The following is an 18,398-nucleotide window of genomic DNA, read 5'->3' as shown; positions in this document are numbered from 1 at the left end:
TCTCTGCGATCGCCGCCTCTTCAGGGCGGTAGCCGTCACGCCTGCGTGGAAGGCGAAGGCGGCCGCTCCGTGGGCGGTGGCAACAGCCTCTGTGCCCAGAGGCACTCCGTGCCCGGTCACCAAGGTAGACCTACGCCGTTCTCCACCAGGTCGCCGTATTCCGGCTGGAGCAGCCGACTGCCGGGACGGTTACGGCTGTAGGATGCTCACCCGCCCCGGCCGGTGGCCTGCGGCGGACGCCTACTGGTGCTGAGGGATCGTGCATTTGACGCGGTTACAGACCTTCTTGTCGCGCTTGACGGCCCTGCAGCGCGCGGCATGCACTTCGCAGCGGTCACTGCCCTCTACCGGGGCACCACGGCAGATCCGGCGAGTGAAGGCAGCCCGCTCGCCGGCCGGATTGACGTAGGTGCAGCGCCCCAGCTCGGCCGCCCGCTCGGGAACATGCGCCTCGCACGGCACGCCGTCCCTCTGGACCGGTGTGCCGCACCATCGTTGCGGCATGGTGCCCGGCATCAGGACGGGGTCGAGCGGCTCCATGCACAGCGGATGCGACAACCGTTCCAGACGGGCGGCCAGTTCGTCCGAGCCTTGTGCGAGCGCCAGCTGGGCCAGGGCCCGAAGCAGTGCCGGCTCGGCCTCGACGTACCACTGGCTGTACTCGTCGCCGTTGATGTAGCTGGGGGTCGGGGCCAGGTCACCGGCGGCGTTGAGGACGGTCGTGATGACGTCAGGGGTCTGGGGCGGCCGGGTCATCGGATGCAGCTCTCTTCGGGCGGGGCTCAACACGGGTCAGGTCTGGCTATGACAACGAGTGAGCTTGGGCTCCGGGCAACGGCCAGGGGCCGTTCAGGACCGCGAGGGTGGCTCACCGTGATCTGACCAGAGCACTGAATTAACGTGCCTGAGCTTGGCCTTCACATCTTAGGGCGGCGCAGGATCGAGTGTTACGGAGGAAGCGAACATGTGGGACGGGCCCTTCTATCGAGTCAAACGCGATAGATACGAGATCTGTTTCGTACCTGGAGCAGGAGAGGATCTGGACGAGGTCTGCAACGTGGACATGTGGGTCGTCCGTGAGGACGGCGAACGCTGGTCCGGGACTGTGTTCACGCTCGACGAGGTGTACCGCGTCATGGACCGCCAGTGCCAGGCAGGAGCCCCGGAAGGCGACTACTGGTGGTGCTGGGACGGCCTCATCGTTCGTGACCCGGGCGTGGCGTCTATGGCTGCGGTCATCGACAGACTCGTCTCCTCCGGCGAGTACAAGACGGTCCTTCGTCATGTCGGCCCCGAAGAGGACATCTGAACGGCGTTCTCGATCCACTGGCCTCCCACGCTGGAACGATTGGTGGAGGCGATCAAGCTCTGCTCGGCCCCGATCAAGCGTAAAAGTTCGGCGCGGTGCTCCGGTCGGCCGAAGATTCCAAGGACCAGGTGCGAGATTGGCATGCAGCCGCCGGACCGTACGTCGTTCTGCAGTACGGCACATATGCGAGCACAGCAGGTCTCCGTGCGCGGAGGTACTTGCACAGGGCTCCTCCGACAAAACGACCCGCAGAGACCCGGAGCGGGTCGGTGCCCCCTAACCGCGCTTCCGCTCGATGTTGCCTTGCCACAGTTCCACCCCCGGTGATGAATGGAGACTTTCGCATCTGGCCCGGTTGTGCTCTTGCGCTCGGGCCCGCCCCCATGCATCACTACCTGTGATTACTCGGATACGAGAGAGTCGGGGGCAGTGATGTCGTCGGGTACGGGTGGGCAGTACTGGGCGGACAAGGAACTGCCCAGTGTCTTCAAGCACGAATTGCTGCGGCGGTACCTACCACAGTTCGGCGGGATGACGGGTACGCAGTCGCACGACAGCCGCGTGGTCTATCTGGACGGGTATGCAGGTGAAGGCCGTTACAAGAACGGTCAGCCGGCCTCCGGCGAGATCGCCTTGCGGGTTGCCTCGCACCTGCGGGCCAGGGCGGGGCTGACGCTGGAGTGCTTCTTCTCGGAGGCGCAGGCGAAGTCGTACGACCGGCTGCAGGATGTCATCGGGCAGTACCAGGCATCCGGAGTGCGGGCTCACGCCCACCGCGGCGAGGTCGACAGCGTTTTGGACCAGGTCGTCGAACGTGCCGTGCGGGAGCCGCTGTTTCTTTTCCTGGACCCCTGCGGGCTCGTTCTGCCCCAGGACCGCCTGGTGGAAGTGCTCGCGCGCAAGCGCCCGCAGAAGCGGCCGGCGACGGAGCTGCTGATGAACTTCAGCATGATGGCGGTGTGGCGCCTGGGCGGCCACGTCCGTTCCCCGAAAGGGAACGAGAAGTCACTGCAGAGGTTCGACGATGTGTGTGGCGGGACGTGGTGGCGCGAGTACTTCGCCGACGCGGTCGCCTCCCACGGCAGGGACGGTGCGGCCGAGGACGCCATCGAGGCGGTGGCGGCCGAGTACGCTCGACGGCTTGCCCGCCGCACGGGGATGGTCGTGCAGTCGGTTCCGGTGTCGCACTCGCCGCGCAAGCGTGCCGTGTACCGGTTGGTGTTTGCCACCCGCAGCCCGTACGGGCTGTGGGTCTTCGGCGACGCCGTTGCCCGGGCACGCGCCACGTGGTGGGAGGAGCTGGAGGAAAGGGAGGAGGACGCGCTGTTCTCGCTGGCGCCCGATCCGAAGGAAGTCGAGGCCAGGGCCCTTCCGGAGATCGCGGACAACTTGGAGAAGCTGCTGCTGCGGACACGGCGCCCGGTGAAGCTGGTGGACCACACGCTGGAGATCTTCGGGTCCTACTACGGGCAGGTGACCGAACCTGTGGCGCGCCAGGCGGTACGGCTCCTGCACCAGCAGGGTAAAACTCCCAGCAACGGCGTCGGCGTGAAGCGGACCCGGGAGATCACCGTCGCTCCCGGCGTTCTGTCCGCCTGACCGCTGTGGCCGGGCCCGTCTCGGGCCCGGCCACCTCTGCTTTGTGTGTCAGGCCGGGACGGGCAGCGGCATCTGATCCCAGGTGCGGCCCTCCAGGAGCCGGCCGCCGGCCTTCGGGGTGCGCCCGCCCCACTGCTTGAAGAAGAACGCCACGTCGGCCTCCTGGCAGGCATCGCGGATCTGCGTCACCCACGCCTGGTCCAGGCCCCGGTGGTTCGGGCCGGACTCGCCACCGGCGATGACCCAGTGAATGCCTTCCAGGTCCAGTCCGGACAAAGGCCCCAGCAGCGGCTCGCAGGACAGGAACCGCACGGCAGCCGGCACCCGGCGCAGGTCGTCGACGCGCGGCAGTTCGGCTTCGGACTCGACAGAGACGCCCATCCAGAGGTTCGCCGGCCAGTCCAGCTTCGGTGCGAGCTGGCGCAGGCGCCGCGCCCGCTTGGTCAGCACCTGGTAGGTGTGCTGCGGCGTATCGGCCATGACCTGAAACACCTGGCGGACGAAGTCCAACGGCACCCTGGCGTGGAACAGGTCCGACATCGAATTGACGAACACCACCCGCGGTGCCTTCCACTCGTACGGGATGCGCAGGGAGTCCGGATGCAGCGTCACATCGAACCCCGGGCCGGACGTTCGCGGATCCCCGTCCCGCTGGTACTTCGGCGCGCCCATGGCCTTGAGCCGTTTCGCAAGTGCCAGGGCATAGCAGTTGTCGCAACCGGAGGAGACCCTGTCGCACCCGGTCGTGGGGTTCCAGGTCGCCTCGGTCCACTCGATGGCGCTGCGGTTACTCACCGGATTCCTCTTCCTCCCCCTCAGATCCCCGAGGCCACCCTGTGGCAGGCGATCTCGGTGTGCTGCCTAACGATGCCGTCCCCACGGGAGTACCGGGGTGCATATGCCGGCATTCAGTCGGACTCGTCTCTCTGACGTGAAGCACCTGATCGAACCTCTGTGTGAAAGCTACTGGGTGTGCTCGCCCACGTCGATCACCGCACACGGATCGTCCCGCTCGGATCACGTGCTGGACAGGTCGGCGAAGGGGTGATTTCCGGTTTCGAAGCGCACGGGGCCGGCGCGGTGGAGTGTCTGCCTCGGGCGCCGACGAGGCCGGCTTCGCCGCGAGGCAGCGGCGAACGCTCACCTGCGGCAGACCGGTTTACCAGCCCCCGTATTCCCCGTCCGGATCGACAGGCTGAGGGTCCAGGACACGGACAGGTCTTCCTGCCCAGTGGTGTGAAGTGGTGGTGGCGATCTCCACCCGAAGCAGGCCCCGGGCTCCGGGGGGGGGTGCCCCTATGTGTTTGGTCAAGGTCCAAGGCCAGTAGGTTCGTGTGGTCAAGGGCGGGCCGAGCCGTAGGTGGCGTGCATGAGTGATAGTCAGGTGACGATCAAGCTCACAAGTGACGAGGCACTGGTGCTGTCGCACTGGCTGGAGAAGCTCCAGATGACGGACCTCAGCCGCGTTGTTGACGATCCGGCGGTCTGGGCGCCGATCCATCGGATTGCCGGAACGCTCGACAAGGCGCTTCCTGAGCTGTTCGCACCTGACTATGACCAGCGGCTTGAGGCCGCTCGTCAGCGGCTTCGGCCGGAGGACTGATCGAGCAGCCTGGACCCCTCACCTGGCCGCAGCGGGCCGGGGTTCGCAGAAGGTTCCGTCGCGGAGCATCGCGAACAGGACGTCGGCCCGGCGTCTGGCGAGGCAGAGCAGGGCCTGGGTGTGGTGCTTCCCTTGGGTGATCTTCTTGTCGTAGTAGGCCCGCGATGCCGGGTCGCCGAGTGCGGCGAACGCGGAGAGGAAGAAGGCCCGTTTGAGCTGCTTGTTTCCCCTCCGGGAGGGCTGTTCGCCGCGGATCGAGGAGCCCGAGCTCCGGGTTGCCGGGGCGAGACCTGCGTAGGCGGCGAGGTGGCCGGCGGTCGGGAAGGTGCTGCCGTCGCCGACCTCGATCAGGATCCGGGCTCCGGTCCTGACACCGACTCCCGGCATCGACGTCAGGACCTTCGAAAGAGGGTGGTCCTCCAGGAGTTCCTCGATCCGCTTGGCCAGCAGTTTCCGCTGGTCAAGGACGGCGGCCAGGGATCCGGCCAGGCTCGGGACGATCAACGCGGCCGCCTCGGTCCCCGGAACGGTGACGGTCTGCTCGTCCAGGGCGGCGAAGATCTCCTCGATCAGGCGCTCGGCCATCCGCGGTGCCTTCGGCCGCAGCAGGGTGATCAGCCGTCGGCGTCCGGCCTTGCGTATCTGGGCCGGGGATCCGAACCGTTGCAGCAGTGTGAGGACGGCCGGGTGCTGCAACCGCGGTCCCAGCACCCGTTCCAGCGAGGGATGGATCTGGGTCAGCAGGCCGTGCAGCCGGTTCGCGACCCGGGTTGCTTCCCCGGCGAGGTCGTCGTCGAAGCCGACGATCATCTCCAGCTCGGCGATCGTCTCGTCCTCGCCGTCGATCGTCCGCAGCGTGTGCGGCATCGCGCGGGCCGCGTCCGCGATGATGAACGCGTCCTTCGCGTCCGTCTTGGCCTCGCCCGGGTAGAGGTCGGCGATCCGGCGCATCGTCAGGCCGGGCAGGTGGGCGACCGGGCAGCCCACGTCCTGGGCGACCGCCAGCGGCAGGGCGCCGATCGAAGCCGGCTGATCGACCACGACCAGCACTGTCCCGTGCTTGGCCTGGAGTTTCGCGAACAGCTCGCGGAGCTTGGGTTCGGTGTTGGGCAGGCGCTTGTCGAAGGCTTTCTTCCCGGCCGGGGTGACGGCGGTGGCGTGGTGTTCGCCCTTGCCGACGTCCAGGCCGAGGAAGACGTCGATGTCGCCGGTGTCGATCACGTGCAGGCCCCTCCGCTCACGTTCTCGTCCGGCCTTGCCTGGGCACCGAGCTGCCACATCCACGTTACGGAGAGCTCTCCCGGCTCGGGTGAAACCGGTGCTCAAGCCCCTCATCAGCGGTCCGTCGATGCCTCCGGGCCCGGTGTCGGCGTACGGACTTTTCTCCCCAGTTGTGTACGGACGAACGTCCCCGGCTCTGGCCGCGGGCAGCGGCAACGGGACAGAGGATCTCGGTTGAGATCGATGACCTGGGCAGGGACACTCACGCGATGAGCCCCAGCACATCGTCGGAGCCGATCGAGCGAGGCTGGGACGAGCCCTGGTATCGGGTCCGCATGGAGAACTTCCAGGCGTCGTTCCTGCCCAGCGACGGCGAGGACTTGGACGAGGTCTGCAACGTCGATGTCTTCGTGACCCTGCAGGACGGATCCTGTTGGACCGCGACCGTGTTCACCGTCGCGGAAGTCGAGCGCCTGATGAAGCTCTGGGCAGGGACCGACGAGGCTCTCGGGGGTCGGTATTTCTGGGTCTCGGACGGCCTGATAGTCAGGGATTCCGGCATCGGCAGCATGACCGGCTTGATCGCCGGCCTGATCGAGAACGGCGAGTTCTCTGGGATCTTTCAACGGGTGATCAACGACTGACCAACATGCTCGGCCGCCGGAAGCGTCGTGGATGGTCAGGCCATGTCGTTTTCTCGCTCGATGGCCTTGAGGCGGTTCTTGAGCCGGTAGCTGGGGCCGTTGATGGAGATCACTTCGCAGTGGTGGAGGAGCCGGTCGAGGATGGCGGTGGCGAGGACCTCGTCGCCGAAGACCTGGCCCCATTCGCTGAAGGTTTTGTTCGAGGTCAGGATGATCGAGCCCTTCTCGTAACGCTTGGAGATGACCTGGAAGACCAGGTTCGCTTCCGCGCGTTCGAGGGGCTGGTAGCCGACCTCGTCGACCACGAGAACGCTCGGTCGCAGGTAAGTGCCGAGCTTGTTCGTCAGCCGTCCGGCGGCCTCGGCGGCTTTGAGGTTGCGGACCATGTCGTCGAGGCTGGTGAAGTAGATCGAGTAGCCGGCCCGGCAGGCCGCGACCGCCAAGGCGACGGCGATGTGCGTCTTGCCGACCCCGGGCGGCCCGAGCAGGGCGGCGTTCGCCTTGTCCTCGACGAACGAGAGGGTGGCAAGGTCCTTGACCTTCCGCGGGTCGAGGTCGGGCTGGAAGGCGAAGTCGTATTCGTCGAGCGTCTTGTGGTGCGGCAGCCGGGAGAGCCGTAGGCCCTGGCGGAAGCGGCGGTCGTCGCGGACGGCGAGTTCCTCGGACAGGACCAGGTCGAGGAAGTCGTGGTAGCCCATCTTCCCCTCGTCGGCCCGGCGGGTAAACTCATTGATCGTTTCGGCCAGGTGGGGCAGGCCGAGCTTGCCGGCCGTGATGCGGATGCGGGTGGAGACCAGCTCGCTCAAGACGTTTCCCTCGTGCTCGGACGGGTGGTGAAGGGACGGGTTCCGGTCAGCTCGTCATAGACCGACAGTGGCCGGCGACCGACCTCGACGCGGGTGGCCGCGGCCCGGTTCAGCAGGGCCTGCAGAGGTCCGGCCTCCTCGCCCAGCGGACGCTCTTGGCGGGGCTGGGGCAGGACGTCTCCGGTTGTGGTGCGACGTCCTCTGCCGGTGGGCAGGCCGTCCCAGTGGGCCTCTTCGACGACGCGGACCCCGCGGCCGATCGCCCGAGGGTGGGTCGCCAGCAACGTCTCGCCGCTGCTGGCCGCGACGGTGGAACGGTAGCTGTCAAGTCAAATGAAACGATTGTGCGGCTATGAACTGTGTTGTTGTGATTCGTGTCGTCGGGTGGGGTCGTTGATCCATCCCTGCTGGGGGATCTTCGGTGGCACGGGCCGGTGGTTGAAGCGTTCGGGGTGCTGCTCGAACGCGACCGTGAGGGTGGCCGCCCGTTGCTCGCGGACGAGGTCGGCGGTGCCGAAATGGACGCTGGCCGGGGTGTGGTAGCCGATCCCGGAGTGCCGGTGGACGTGGTTGTAGTGCGAGATGAACGCGTCCATCCACTCGCGTGCGTGGGCGAGGGAATCGAAGCGTTCGGGGTAGTCCGACTGGTACTTCGTGGTGCGGAACCGGCTCTCGCTGTACGGGTTGTCGTTGCTGACCCTGGGTCTGGAGTGGCTTCGGGTGACGCCCAGGTCGAGAAGCATCTGGGAGACCTGCCTGGAGGTCATCGAGGTGCCGCGGTCGGCGTGAACGGTGTGCGGCACGATCCCGTTGCGGTCGATCGCCTCTTGGATCAACTCCTCGGCTCGCGCCGCTGATTCGGCCTGCTCGACGGTGTGGCCGACGACATAGCGGGAGTAGATGTCGAGGATCACGTAGCCGTGGAACCAGACTCCCTTCGCCGGGCCGGCCAGGCGGGTGATGTCCCAGCTCCAGACCTGGGAAGGCCCGTCGGCGACGAGTTCGGGAATGGTGCGGGGAGGATGGGTGGCCCGCCGGCGGCGTTCGCCGTCCTGACCGGCTTCCTTCAGGATCCGGTACATCGTGCGCTCGGAACAGTGGTAACGGCCCTCGTCCAGCTCGCGGGCATAGACCTGCGCGGGCGGCAGGTCCACGTACTCGGGCCGGTTCATCAGCTCCAGCACCGCCCGCCGCTCGGCCGCCGACAGCGCGTTGACCGGCGCCGGACGCGGAGCCTTCGGCCTGGGCGGGGCCGGGTTGAGCCGCCGGTGGTGGGTGGCCCGGGAGCGTCCCGTCAGACGGCACGCCACCACGATGCCCACGTGCGGAGCGAGCTGCTCGACCAGGGCGTGCAGATGATGTTCGAGGACGTCGTTCAGTCCGCGCTGTCGGAGACCGATTCCAACAGCGCGACAGCTTTTCCCAGCACCTCCACCGCGGCGCGGTTCTTCGCCAGCTCCTTCTCCAGCCGTTCCACCTGCCTGCGCAGCCTGTCGTTCTCCGCCTCGGCCGGGTGCTTCCTCGGGCGGGCGGGGCTGGTGCGGTGATCGGTCAGCTTCTCCAGCGCGCCCGCATCCCTGGCCTGCCGCCACTCGATGATGTGCGAGTGGTACAGCCTCTCCCGGCGCAGGACAGCGCCCTTGTCCCCGGCGGGGGCCGCGTCGTACTCGGCGACGATCCGCAGCTTGTACTCGGGGGCGAAACGGCGGCGCTTCGGCTTCGGCGCCGGATCCTGCCCGGCGGGCTTGGTGCTGGTCATGCGGGTGGTTCTCCTGTCGTACCCGCCCACAATATCTGATCATTTCGGGGCGTCTCACCCAACGGTGTCAGAGAGGGCAGGACGCACTGCAGGGCCACCAGCCGTGCCTGCGGGCTGATTCCCGCGGGGAGCGAGGTGGCGAGGTGGCTGAGCATGTTGCGCACCAGGCTCCTGTCCACGTCCTGAAGGCCGGCCGGTCTTCTGCCGGCCGTGACCGGTCTGTTCGCGCGGCGGGCCGCCGGGGGCATGGTGAGCGTGGTGTCGGGGACGATGCAGGCGTCCTTCATGGCCCGGGCGCAGGCGGTGCAGCTGTCGGCGAGTCGCCAGAGTCGGCCGCCGTGCTCGCGGGAGAGGACGAGCAGGAGCGGACCGTCGCAGCCGCGATGGCGTGGATGCCAGCGGCAGCCGCGTTCGTGGCACTGGCAGGTCCGCAGGTGCTGGGGGAGGAGCGAGAGGCGGGCGTGCCGGGCCAGATGGGCCAGGGCCGCGGACCGTGCGGTGCGTCCCTGGAGGGTTTTGGGAGTGAGGCCGCACTGGGCGCAGACGAGGCGCGGGCCCTGCGGCTGGGGCCGTAGTTCGACGGTCCACGTGCGGGACGCCGGCGGGCGCGTGGTGCACGGCCTCATCTGCCGCTGGTCTCTTCTCTGCCGTGTCCCGCCCGGCCTGACACGGCCGGCGGGGAGGTGTTGTGACGGCCGCACACCGTAGTGCAGACCTCTGCCCTTCCGTTGGAGTGGCCATCCACGCGAATAGGGCAGGGGTCTGCACCGTGCGATGGGCGGGTGACGATCTTGCCGCCCGACCCCGACCTCGACGCGCTGCGCCTCGAACTTGCGCGCCTGCGAGGCGACCGCGGCTGGAGCTACGACGAACTCGCCACCCGAACCGGCCTGTCCAGACGTACCCTCATCGAAATCGAGCAAGGCCGCACCATCGGATCCCTCGCCACCTGGCACGCCCTCGGCCACGCCTTCGACGTCCCACTCGGCGGCCTGTTCGCGGCCCTCTGCACCGGCCACGAACCCCCCGGCGGCAAACCCGCATGACCCCCGGCCGGGGGGCGAAGATCACCCGAACCGGTCACCGGTCGGGAACTGCCAATCGAACCCCCGAACACCCGAGCCCGCCGCATGAGCCGGACGAGGGAAAACGCCGGCGTGGACACCACAGACGCGGCGCGCCGGGTGGAACCTTCGCCCTCATGCACCCCACCCACCGCCCCGCGCCGCGTCACTGGGACAACGGCCCCTCACCCCGCACCGCCGCCGGGCCCTGACCATCGCCGCCAACAGCCCCACCAGCCTGCTTCTCGTCGCCCAGCACGGCTCATGCCGCGACTGCGGCAACCGCATCGACTGGCACACCACCACCGACGAACACCCCGTCGCACTCCACCCCGCCGAGCTCCCGGCCCGGGCCGTTCCACAGGCCCTCCGCTGGCACCTCGCCTCTGGCACCGCCCACCCCGCCGACGACGCCAGCTGATGGCGCCGCATCCCCCGCACAGTCCTGTGCTCCACCTGCACCGCCCCCCAGCCCCTCCCACCCGCCCTCGACGACCTCCGCCGGCGCCTCGCCCTGCGCACGCGAAGGCTCCTCGACGCCGGAGCCCTCAACCCCAGCGCACCCGCCACGGCAACCGGCGCCGCATGCCGGCCGGAGCGCCCCGTCGTCCAGCTCCGGTACGGCCGCTACCTCGCAGCCCGCCCCATCGAAAACATCCAGTGCGTCGCCCAGACCCGCCACCGCACCCGATGCCCCCAGCCCGTCCTCGACCCCACCACCCCCGGACACTGGACCCTCACCCCCACGGCCCCGCACAGGCGCCGCCCATCCGCCCTGCCGGCCACCGACATCGCCGTTTACGACCTCAGCAGCCTCCCCTGCACCGAACAGTTGCGCTGGCGCACACAACGCTGCACCACCCACGCCGTCACCACCGGCGCAGCAGACCTGGCCCTCGCCGAATGGGAACCCTTCGGCCCCCTCAAACACCACGCCCACCTCGTGACTCGACTGCCTCAAGCCGCCCGCCAGCCCACACGCTGAGCACAGGGCAACCCCTGTCGGCGACGGCCGGCCCAGACGCCGAACGCCCATCCGCCGCCGTGCACAGGCCCCTCGCCTCGCCAGGAACAGGCCCGCGACGCCGGCCACCCAAACACCCCTTCGTACCCGCCGATCCGGAGCAGCAACGTGTTCACCCCGACCGACGAACAGACCCACGCAGCCGACCGCTTCCACGCCGGCGACCACATCGCCCTCCAAGCAGGCGCCGGCACTGGAAAGACCTCCACCCTCGCCCTCCTCGCCACCGCCACCAAACGCCGCGGCCGCTACCTCGCCTACAACCGCGCCATCGCCCACGACGCAGCCACCCGCTTCCCGGGCATCGGCCACCGCTACGCCCGCCGCCTCGACGCACCCCGCCGCCCCGCCTGGCGCTCCGGTCAGGACCTCGGTATCACCAAACCCGTCCGCATCGGCGACCACGACATCACCCCCACGACCCTGTCCAACACCGTCCTGCGCACCATCACTCGCTTCTGCCACTCCGCCGACCCCACTCTCACCTGCCGTCACGTCCCACCGCTGCGCGGCCTCGACGCCCCCGAACACCACCGCGAACTCGCCGACCTCGTCCTGCCCTACGCCGACAAAGCCTGGGACGACCTTCAGAACCCCGACACCGCCGCCGTCAGGTTCGACCCCGACCACTTCCTCAAGATCTGGTCCCTCACCAACCCCAGGATCCCCGCCGACTACCTCCTGCTCGACGAAGCCCAGGACACCAACCCCGTCGTCGAGCACATCTTCAACAACCAGCGCGACCACGCCCAGCTCGTCCTCGTCGGCGACTCGGCCCGGGCCATCTACCACTGGCGCGGCGCCAAAGACGTCATGACCGGCTTCGACGGCACCCACCTCACCCTCTCCCGCTCCTTCCGCTTCGGCCCCCTCCTGGCCGCGGAAGCGAACCGATGGCTCACCATTGCCGGCGCACCCATCCGGCTGACCGGCACCGACGCCATGCCCACGGAACTCGGCCCCCTCGCCCACCCGGACGCCATCCTGTGCCGCACCAACGTCGGCGCCATGAAACACGTCATGAACCTCCTCGCCACCGGCGCCAAAGTCGCCCTCGTCGGAGGCGGAGACAGCCTGCGCGCCCTCGCCCTGGCCGCGCGCGACCTCAAGGACCGGCCGCCGCACCCACACCCCGAACTCGTCCTTCTTCCCCACCTGGGGAGCCGTCCAGGACTATGCCGCCCACGACCCGTGCGGACGCGACCTGCAGCCCTTGGTCGACCTCGTCGACACCCACGGGACCGACGCCATCCTCGCCGCCGTCAGCAGCCTCAGGACGGAAGACCACGCCCAGGTCGCCGTCTCCACCGCCCACAAGGCCAAAGGCCGCGAATGGGCGCGCGTGCAAGTCGCCGACGACTTCAGCCCGCCCAAGGACACCGGCGGACAGGACAGCCAAGGGCGGCCCGTTCCAGGGCCCATCGACGACAGCGAAGCCCGCCTCGCCTACGTCGCCGTCACCCGCGCCCGCACACGCCTCGACATCGGAGGCCTCGCCTGGATCGACAGCCACCCCGACGGAGGCCCCTCGTCCCTGGACGGGTGATGCCATCAACTCCCAAGGGGGCGCGGCCAAGGCCGCCGACACCGCTGGCGACGTTGGGCCGCCACACCGGCGCACCATGCGCCGTCCGGCCCCGAGCGGTCTCTCTCCGCGGGCCACCTGATCGTCGCGCAACTGGAGCGTGAAGGCGTCCGGCGGGTGTGCGGAGTTCCCGGCGAGTCCTTCCTCGACGTGCTCGACGGGCTGCACGATTCGCCGATCTCGACGGTCGTGACCCGGCACGAGGGCGGCGCCAGCTTCGTGGCACTGGCGGAGGGAAGGCTGACAGGGCTGTCCGGGGTGGCGATCGCGACCCGAGGGCCAGGCGCCGCGAACGCGTTCATCGCCGTCCATGCCGCGTATCAGGACGCGACACCGATGGTCCTCTTCGCGGGACTCATTCCGGTGTCCGACCGTGGCCGGGAGGCGTTCCAGGAGTTCGACCCGAGCGGTTGGTTCAGCAGAACGGCGAAGAAGGTCGTCACGCTGGACGACCCCGCCGCCGCTGCCCGGGTCGTCTCCGAGAGCCCGAGGATCGGCGAGGGATCGCGGATTTCCAGGACGTCGATCTCGAACCCCGCGAGGATCCCGCGCTCGATCGCCTCAGAGGGCCCGAGATCGGCGAGCCACGCCCCGTACGTGCCGTCCGGGTCGTTGGCCGTCGTCGCGATCTCCAGCTCGCGCCCGTCCTTGCCCCCGGGGGTCCCGCCGATCCACCCCGACAGCCAGTCGGATCCGTCGTCGCGCGCAGACTTCGCTCGACCGCCGGCCAGCGGCTGACTCGGCCCGTGCGCCCCCGCCCGTTGGAGGGATCTCGGCCTGCCCGGGCGAAGGTCATGCATCACTGCAGTTCGTTGCTGTCGTTGATGTAGAAGGCGAAGTAGAACAGGGAGGTGTTTAGGTCGGTTCCCTGGTGTCCGAGGACCTCGTTGTAGAACTGCACCTCGGAGATCTTCCGGCTCGCGAACTTGCGGTACGCGACGGCGGCGTACGCCTCGCGCAGTTCTCGTGGAGTGATCGGCTGTCTGTCGGCGTCGGTGAACGTGCGCTTGGCGACGATGCCGACCTCTTTGCCGAAGCGCTGCGAGTAGGTCTTGTTGTCCAGAGCGGGGTCGACCTCCTCGCGGATGCGGACGACGGTCTCAAGCACGAGATCCCGCTCCGCGAGCACCGGGACGGAGTAGGCGGTGGCGGCGCGTTCGGTCTCACGCGTCTTGGTTTGTCCGCTGAACAGGACCCGCGGCGCGTCAGTGGGGTCAGGCTCGAAGCCGCCCACACAACCCACTTCGTAAGGGCGGCGGCCGGTAAGGGCCACGACGCCGGCGATGGCCGCGGCGTTGGACCACCGGACCTTCGCGTTGTAGCCCAGCAGCGCCACGGCCCGCTCGATGTGCTCCTGCGCGTTCAGCGGCCTCTGATTGCGGTGCCGTTCCTCGCGCTGCTCCTGCTGGTGCTGGCGGTACTCCGTCACGCGGGCAGCCGAGTACTTGAACTTCTCCAGGACGGGGGCGTCCTCGCCCAGTTCGGCCTTGATCACGTTTCGGTAGTCGGTGATCAGGCTGCGGTTTGTGGTCGGGGCGTACGGCTCGCCCGTCTTCGGGTTGACTCGCCGGTGAATGGCCGACAGCTCGGTGAGCACGGCCATGTGCATCCGCTGCTCGTCGGAGCCGGCGTCGCGGATCTTGGCCACGAAGCGGTCGATCCGCTCCTTGTCAGCCGGAGTCAGCATGTGAGGCCTTTCGGGTCGCGGTTTCTTCGGGGTGGCCGGGGCGGTGCGTATTGAGCAGGCATCGGGCCGGACAGCTCCCTTGTATCTTTGGTGGTATGCCCCAAAGATACAAGGGAGCTGTCCGTAGTACAACTGCGCCACGCCACGCCGCGCTGCCCGCACAAACTCTTCACGCCCGGAGGTCCACACAGAGTCAGCCCCGCGGCGCCAGAACAGAGCGCTCGCCACGGCGGCGACCGCAGCTGCAGCCAGAGAACGAACGTCTCACGGTGGTCGCCCAGAGTTCCTTCCGGAACCCTCGCCCGACACAGGCCCGATGGCGGACGCCGTGCCCCGCCCCGGCCGCGGACGCCGCACTGGCCGGCCCACATCAGTCCTCAGGGCAAGCGACATGCGCCGCAGGCTGCACGCAGAGGCTGATGCGATGATTGAGGACACAGAGAACGGGCTGATCAAAGGGGTTGCTGTGGCCGCGTACGAACTGGCGAACCGGCTGGTCATCGGCATCGCCTCCAGCGCACTGTTCGACCTCGCAGAGTCCGACGCCGTATTCCGGGAGCAGGGCGAGGAGGGCTACCGCGCCTACCAGGCAGAGCACCTCACCGACACGCTGTGCCCCGGCGTCGCGTTCCCGTTCATTCGCCGCCTGCTCTCGCTGAACGACCTGAGCGAAGCGGACGACCCCCTGGTCGAGGTCATCGTCCTGTCCCGGAACGACCCCGACACCGGGCTTCGCGTCATGCGGTCAATACAGACACACGGGCTGCAGATAAGCCGCGCCATCTTCATGCAAGGCCGCTCGCCCTACCAGTTCATGCCAGCCCTCAACATGTCGCTGTTCCTGTCGGCGAACGCCGGAGACGTACGCGAGGCCGTCTCCCGCGGACTGCCCGCAGGGCACGTCCTGGGCGAGCCCCACGAGGACGACACCAGCGACCGCGACCTGCGCATCTCCGTCGACTTCGACGGCGTCCTCGCCACCGACGAGTCGGAACAGGTGTACAAGACCGGAGGCATCGAGGGGTTCCGTGCCCACGAGGTACTCAACGCCGCGGTGCCGCATGACGCGGGACCCCTGAAAGACTTCCTGGCCAGCATCAACCGAATCCAGCAGCGGGAAGAAGAAGAGCGGCAGAAGGACAGCGACTACCGGATTCGCCTCCACGTATCACTCGTCACCGCACGCAACGCCCCCGCACACGAACGGGCAGTGGTCAGCCTGAAAAACTGGGGAGTGACCGTCAATGACGCCTTCTTCCTCGGAGGCATCGACAAGGGCGAGATCATGAAGGTCCTCAAGCCGCACATCTTCTTCGACGACCAGGAAAGCCATCTGGCCAGCACCTCACGGACTACCCCCAGCGTTCACGTCCCCTTCGGCAAGCTCAACGAGCACACCGCTCCCGAAGACCTGACGAAGTCCTGACACCGCACGCACAGCACGGCTGCGCCCATCAACCGAGCAGCGCTGCTGAGGGCTCGCGACCTGGCCGCAGCCGAACGGCAGGCAAAAGGCCGCAGCCTCGACGAGCCGGCTCCGGCCGAAGCAAGTCACCACAGCTCCGGCTACGGGCAAACCCCCAACCAGACCCCTTACACAGGCGCCGACAGTCCACGGATAGCGACTTCGTGAAGGCTGACGGTGACACCGGGACGGGTGCTACGTTGTGCCGCAGGGGAGTGGCACAGCGCATCACACCAGACCAAACAGCCCCAGGGCGCTGATCCGGTGCGGTCCGCAACAGGGGTGGGACTCGCGCCGCTCGGACAAGCACGATCAGTAGTGGGGAACGTGGCACGAGCAAGGTCGCACTCGGCGGCAGGGCAGATGACCGGGTACCTCTACCAGTGCGAGCTCGCTCTGCTCGAGCTCGCCCGCCGCAGCTGGCACGACCCGACCGCCGAGGTCCGCATGGAACTCCTCGACGACATCGAGTTCCTCGACCAGGACAAGACACCGCGGGAACTCCTGCAGGCCAAGCACCGTGAAGCCGCCGGCCCGCTCAGCGAGACCGGGAAAGACTTCTGGCGATCGGTCGGATCCTGGATCGACGCCCTCAGAAAGCTCTCAGAACCCTCGGGCGCCGCCATGCCCATCCTGCGCCTCGTCTCGACCCAGACCGTTCCACCGGACACCTTCTTCCACTACCTCAGTGCCGGCCCGGACAGAGACGAAGCCAAAGCGCTGCAGCGCATGGAACAGACCGCCAGCGACGAGGAAGGGCCCGACACCACCGCCAAGGACCGCCAGCTGTTCATGAGCCTTACCCGCGCCCGACGCCAGGAACTCGTCAGCGCCATCACCGTCAACGGCGGCGCTCCGCTGATGTCAGACCTCGACCCTAAGGGTTGTCCCGTAACTGCTGGTCACGGGTGAGATGATCTTGCGGTGGCTGGTGTGATCACGGCGTCGGAGCCGTCCTGGATAGCCCCGTTCACCGGGCTGAGCCCTCGCCTGTTCGGCAAGCTGGTGACCGTACTGCGGCGCGAGGGTGCGGATGCGGTCCGCAGGGGCCGGCCGTGGAGCCTCCCGCTGGAGGACCGGGCTCTGCTGGTCGCGGCGTACTGGCGCACAAACTTGACGATGCGCCAGCTCGCCCCGCTCTTCGGGGTGTCCAAGTCGGCAGCGGACCGCATCATCGACCACCTCGGGCCGATGCTCGCGCTCCAGCCCCGCAAGCGGTTCGCCAAGGACACCGTCCTCATCGTGGACGGCACCCTGGTCCCCACCCGGGACCACACGGTGGCGGAGCAGTCCAAGAATTACCGGTACTCGACCAACCATCAGGTCGTCATCGACGCCGACACCCGCCTGGTCGTCGTGGTGGGCCGGCCGCTTGCCGGAAACCGCAACGACTGCAAGGCATGGGAGGAATCCGGCGCCAAAGCCGCCGTCGGCAGAACACTCACGATCGCCGACGGCGGCTATCCCGGCACCGGGCTCGTCATGCCCCACCGCCGACGCAAGGGCGAAGACCTTCCGGACTGGAAGGAAGCACACAACAAGTCCCACAAGCAGGTCCGCGCCCGCGTCGAGCACGTCTTCGCGCGCATGAAGACCTGGAAGATCCTCCGCGACTGCCGCCTCAAAGGCGACGGAGTCCACCACGCCATGCTCGGCATTGCCCGGATGCACAACCTCGCCCTCGCCGGATAGACGCACGGCCCGCACAACGGCCAACCACGCCCAAGGCGGCTCAGAGATCATTTACGGGACAGCCCTTAGTCTGGCCAAAGAACTGGGGATCACGCCGAGCGACCATGCTCAGGACGCCCTCGAACCTGCGTTCCGCAGCTAATCGGGGATCCTGGACACGGATGACGGCGTTGTCGCAGGTCACTGGGTTCCGGCCTGGTGGAACAACCGGAATCTCCTAGTAACACGTTCTGCGCGACTTCCCTGTATTGACCTGTGGTGTTGCTGTTAAGGTCTGGAACCATGTACGTACGGGCGACGACGCGGAAGAACAAGGACGGCTCGTCCGTGCGCTATCTGCAGCTGGCGCACAACCAGTGGGACGCTGCCGCCGGCACCTCGCGCCCGCAGGTCCTGCACAACTTCGGCCGCGAGGACCGTCTGGACCGGGCGGCCATCGAGCGGCTGGTCACCTCGCTGACCAAGCTGCTCGAGCCGGCTGCCGCACTGCGGGCCACATCCGGCTCGGAGCTGACGTTCCTGGCCTCCCGCCCGATGGGCGGCGCCCACGCCCTGGACGGCTTGTGGCACCGCATCGGGATCGACACGGTGATGAAGAAGCTCCTCAAGGGCCGCCGCCTGGACCCGGCCGCGGAGCGGGTGCTGTTCGCGCTGGTCGCCAACCGGGCCCTGGCCCCGAGTTCCAAGCTTGCCGCGACTCGCTGGATCGAGCACGACAGCCACATCCCCGGCCTGCCCGCCACCAGCGAGGACGCCTGCTACCGGGCGATGGACTGGCTGCTGACCATCGAAGACAAGCTTGCCGAAGAGGTCTACTGGTCCGTCGCCGACCTCCTCAACCTCGAAGTCGACCTGCTGTTCTTCGACACCACCAGCACCTACTTCGAGACCGGCGAGCCCGACACCCCCGCCGCCCGCGACGAGCACGGACGCCTCCTTC

The 18,398-nt window shown here is 68.1% G+C and carries 16 protein-coding genes and 3 pseudogenes; 12 read left to right on the top strand and 7 right to left on the bottom strand.

Annotated features, from left to right (window positions below; all coding sequences use genetic code 11):
• Positions 1-240: 240 nt before the first annotated feature.
• Positions 241-756: a hypothetical protein gene (locus tag DNK56_RS32880; RefSeq protein WP_111339726.1), complete on the bottom strand. Its 516-nt coding sequence runs from the start codon at positions 754-756 to the stop codon at positions 241-243.
• 208 nt (positions 757-964) lie between these two features.
• Here DNK56_RS32880 and DNK56_RS32875 point away from each other — a divergent pair, with 208 nt between their 5' ends.
• Positions 965-1,309, top strand: a complete 345-nt coding sequence (locus DNK56_RS32875) for a hypothetical protein (protein WP_111339725.1) — start codon at positions 965-967, stop codon at positions 1,307-1,309.
• A gap of 432 nt (positions 1,310-1,741) precedes the next feature.
• A complete protein-coding gene (tcmP, locus tag DNK56_RS32870; protein WP_111339928.1) occupies positions 1,742-2,908 on the top strand; it encodes a three-Cys-motif partner protein TcmP in 1,167 nt (388 codons plus the stop codon).
• A gap of 48 nt (positions 2,909-2,956) precedes the next feature.
• On the opposite strand, the gene DNK56_RS32865 is transcribed toward tcmP, so the two are convergent.
• A complete protein-coding gene (locus DNK56_RS32865; RefSeq protein WP_111339724.1) occupies positions 2,957-3,703 on the bottom strand; it encodes a DUF5131 family protein in 747 nt (248 codons plus the stop codon).
• A 589-nt stretch (positions 3,704-4,292) separates the two neighbouring features.
• On the opposite strand from DNK56_RS32865, the gene DNK56_RS32860 reads away from it, so the two are divergent.
• Entirely contained in the window at positions 4,293-4,511 is a 219-nt protein-coding gene (locus tag DNK56_RS32860) for a hypothetical protein (RefSeq protein WP_241990208.1), read from the top strand.
• Between the two features lie 18 nt (positions 4,512-4,529).
• On the opposite strand, the gene DNK56_RS32855 is transcribed toward DNK56_RS32860, so the two are convergent.
• Positions 4,530-5,732: an IS110 family transposase gene (locus tag DNK56_RS32855; protein WP_446750456.1), complete on the bottom strand. Its 1,203-nt coding sequence runs from the start codon at positions 5,730-5,732 to the stop codon at positions 4,530-4,532.
• Positions 5,733-6,001: 269 nt separating this feature from the next.
• Between DNK56_RS32855 and DNK56_RS32850 the strand changes: the two genes are divergently transcribed.
• The gene (locus tag DNK56_RS32850; protein ID WP_199563956.1) at positions 6,002-6,376 is read left to right on the top strand and encodes a hypothetical protein; all 375 of its coding nucleotides are present in this window, start codon (positions 6,002-6,004) and stop codon (positions 6,374-6,376) included.
• 35 nt (positions 6,377-6,411) lie between these two features.
• Here DNK56_RS32850 and istB read toward each other — a convergent pair whose 3' ends face one another.
• From istB to DNK56_RS32830, 3 genes are all read right to left on the bottom strand, one after another.
• A complete protein-coding gene (gene istB / locus DNK56_RS32845; RefSeq protein ID WP_111339722.1) occupies positions 6,412-7,182 on the bottom strand; it encodes an IS21-like element helper ATPase IstB in 771 nt (256 codons plus the stop codon).
• Between the two features lie 350 nt (positions 7,183-7,532).
• Positions 7,533-8,528, bottom strand: a complete 996-nt coding sequence (locus tag DNK56_RS32835) for an IS3 family transposase (protein WP_274578715.1) — start codon at positions 8,526-8,528, stop codon at positions 7,533-7,535.
• A gap of 29 nt (positions 8,529-8,557) precedes the next feature.
• Complete coding sequence (locus DNK56_RS32830; RefSeq protein ID WP_111332239.1) at positions 8,558-8,941, bottom strand: transposase; 384 nt, start codon at positions 8,939-8,941, stop codon at positions 8,558-8,560.
• Positions 8,942-9,723: 782 nt separating this feature from the next.
• Between DNK56_RS32830 and DNK56_RS32820 the strand changes: the two genes are divergently transcribed.
• From DNK56_RS32820 to DNK56_RS32805, 4 genes and pseudogenes are all read left to right on the top strand, one after another.
• Entirely contained in the window at positions 9,724-9,987 is a 264-nt protein-coding gene (locus tag DNK56_RS32820) for a helix-turn-helix transcriptional regulator (protein ID WP_111339720.1), read from the top strand.
• Between the two features lie 187 nt (positions 9,988-10,174).
• The gene (locus DNK56_RS36360) at positions 10,175-10,426 is read left to right on the top strand and encodes a DUF6083 domain-containing protein (protein WP_342211094.1); all 252 of its coding nucleotides are present in this window, start codon (positions 10,175-10,177) and stop codon (positions 10,424-10,426) included.
• Between the two features lie 711 nt (positions 10,427-11,137).
• Positions 11,138-12,575, top strand: a pseudogene (locus tag DNK56_RS32810) (UvrD-helicase domain-containing protein).
• Between the two features lie 156 nt (positions 12,576-12,731).
• Positions 12,732-12,959: pseudogene (locus tag DNK56_RS32805) on the top strand (thiamine pyrophosphate-binding protein); the annotation flags it as partial.
• A gap of 454 nt (positions 12,960-13,413) precedes the next feature.
• Here DNK56_RS32805 and DNK56_RS32800 read toward each other — a convergent pair.
• Positions 13,414-14,301 (bottom strand): protelomerase family protein, encoded by an 888-nt coding sequence (locus DNK56_RS32800; RefSeq protein WP_111339719.1) that lies wholly within the window; start codon positions 14,299-14,301, stop codon positions 13,414-13,416.
• A 424-nt stretch (positions 14,302-14,725) separates the two neighbouring features.
• On the opposite strand from DNK56_RS32800, the gene DNK56_RS32795 reads away from it, so the two are divergent.
• The 4 genes and pseudogenes from DNK56_RS32795 to DNK56_RS36355 form a co-directional block, all read left to right on the top strand.
• Positions 14,726-15,727: a 5'-nucleotidase gene (locus DNK56_RS32795; RefSeq protein WP_199563967.1), complete on the top strand. Its 1,002-nt coding sequence runs from the start codon at positions 14,726-14,728 to the stop codon at positions 15,725-15,727.
• Between the two features lie 402 nt (positions 15,728-16,129).
• Positions 16,130-16,678 (top strand): hypothetical protein, encoded by a 549-nt coding sequence (locus tag DNK56_RS32790; RefSeq protein WP_199563957.1) that lies wholly within the window; start codon positions 16,130-16,132, stop codon positions 16,676-16,678.
• 12 nt (positions 16,679-16,690) lie between these two features.
• Positions 16,691-17,458, top strand: coding sequence for a transposase (locus tag DNK56_RS32785; protein WP_111334259.1), 768 nt, complete (start codon positions 16,691-16,693; stop codon positions 17,456-17,458).
• Positions 17,459-17,740: 282 nt separating this feature from the next.
• A pseudogene (locus DNK56_RS36355) lies at positions 17,741-18,398 on the top strand (IS1634 family transposase); the annotation flags it as partial.

This window comes from Streptomyces sp. AC1-42W, assembly GCF_003248355.1.
Lineage (GTDB): Bacteria > Actinomycetota > Actinomycetes > Streptomycetales > Streptomycetaceae > Streptomyces.
The sequence above is the reverse complement of the archived record's forward strand: the minus strand, read 5'-3'. Positions and strand labels throughout refer to the sequence as shown.

What these genes read in the sequence shown, in the direction of transcription:
- DNK56_RS32830 (WP_111332239.1), bottom strand. Translation starts at nt 8,941, where the DNA reads ATGACCAGCACCAAGCCCGCCGGGCAGGATCCGGCGCCGAAGCCGAAG.
- DNK56_RS32800 (WP_111339719.1), bottom strand. Translation starts at nt 14,301, where the DNA reads ATGCTGACTCCGGCTGACAAGGAGCGGATCGACCGCTTCGTGGCCAAG.
- DNK56_RS32880 (WP_111339726.1), bottom strand. Translation starts at nt 756, where the DNA reads ATGACCCGGCCGCCCCAGACCCCTGACGTCATCACGACCGTCCTCAAC.
- tcmP (WP_111339928.1), top strand. Translation starts at nt 1,742, where the DNA reads ATGTCGTCGGGTACGGGTGGGCAGTACTGGGCGGACAAGGAACTGCCC.
- DNK56_RS32795 (WP_199563967.1), top strand. Translation starts at nt 14,726, where the DNA reads ATGATTGAGGACACAGAGAACGGGCTGATCAAAGGGGTTGCTGTGGCC.
- DNK56_RS32790 (WP_199563957.1), top strand. Translation starts at nt 16,130, where the DNA reads ATGACCGGGTACCTCTACCAGTGCGAGCTCGCTCTGCTCGAGCTCGCC.
- DNK56_RS32850 (WP_199563956.1), top strand. Translation starts at nt 6,002, where the DNA reads ATGAGCCCCAGCACATCGTCGGAGCCGATCGAGCGAGGCTGGGACGAG.
- DNK56_RS32875 (WP_111339725.1), top strand. Translation starts at nt 965, where the DNA reads ATGTGGGACGGGCCCTTCTATCGAGTCAAACGCGATAGATACGAGATC.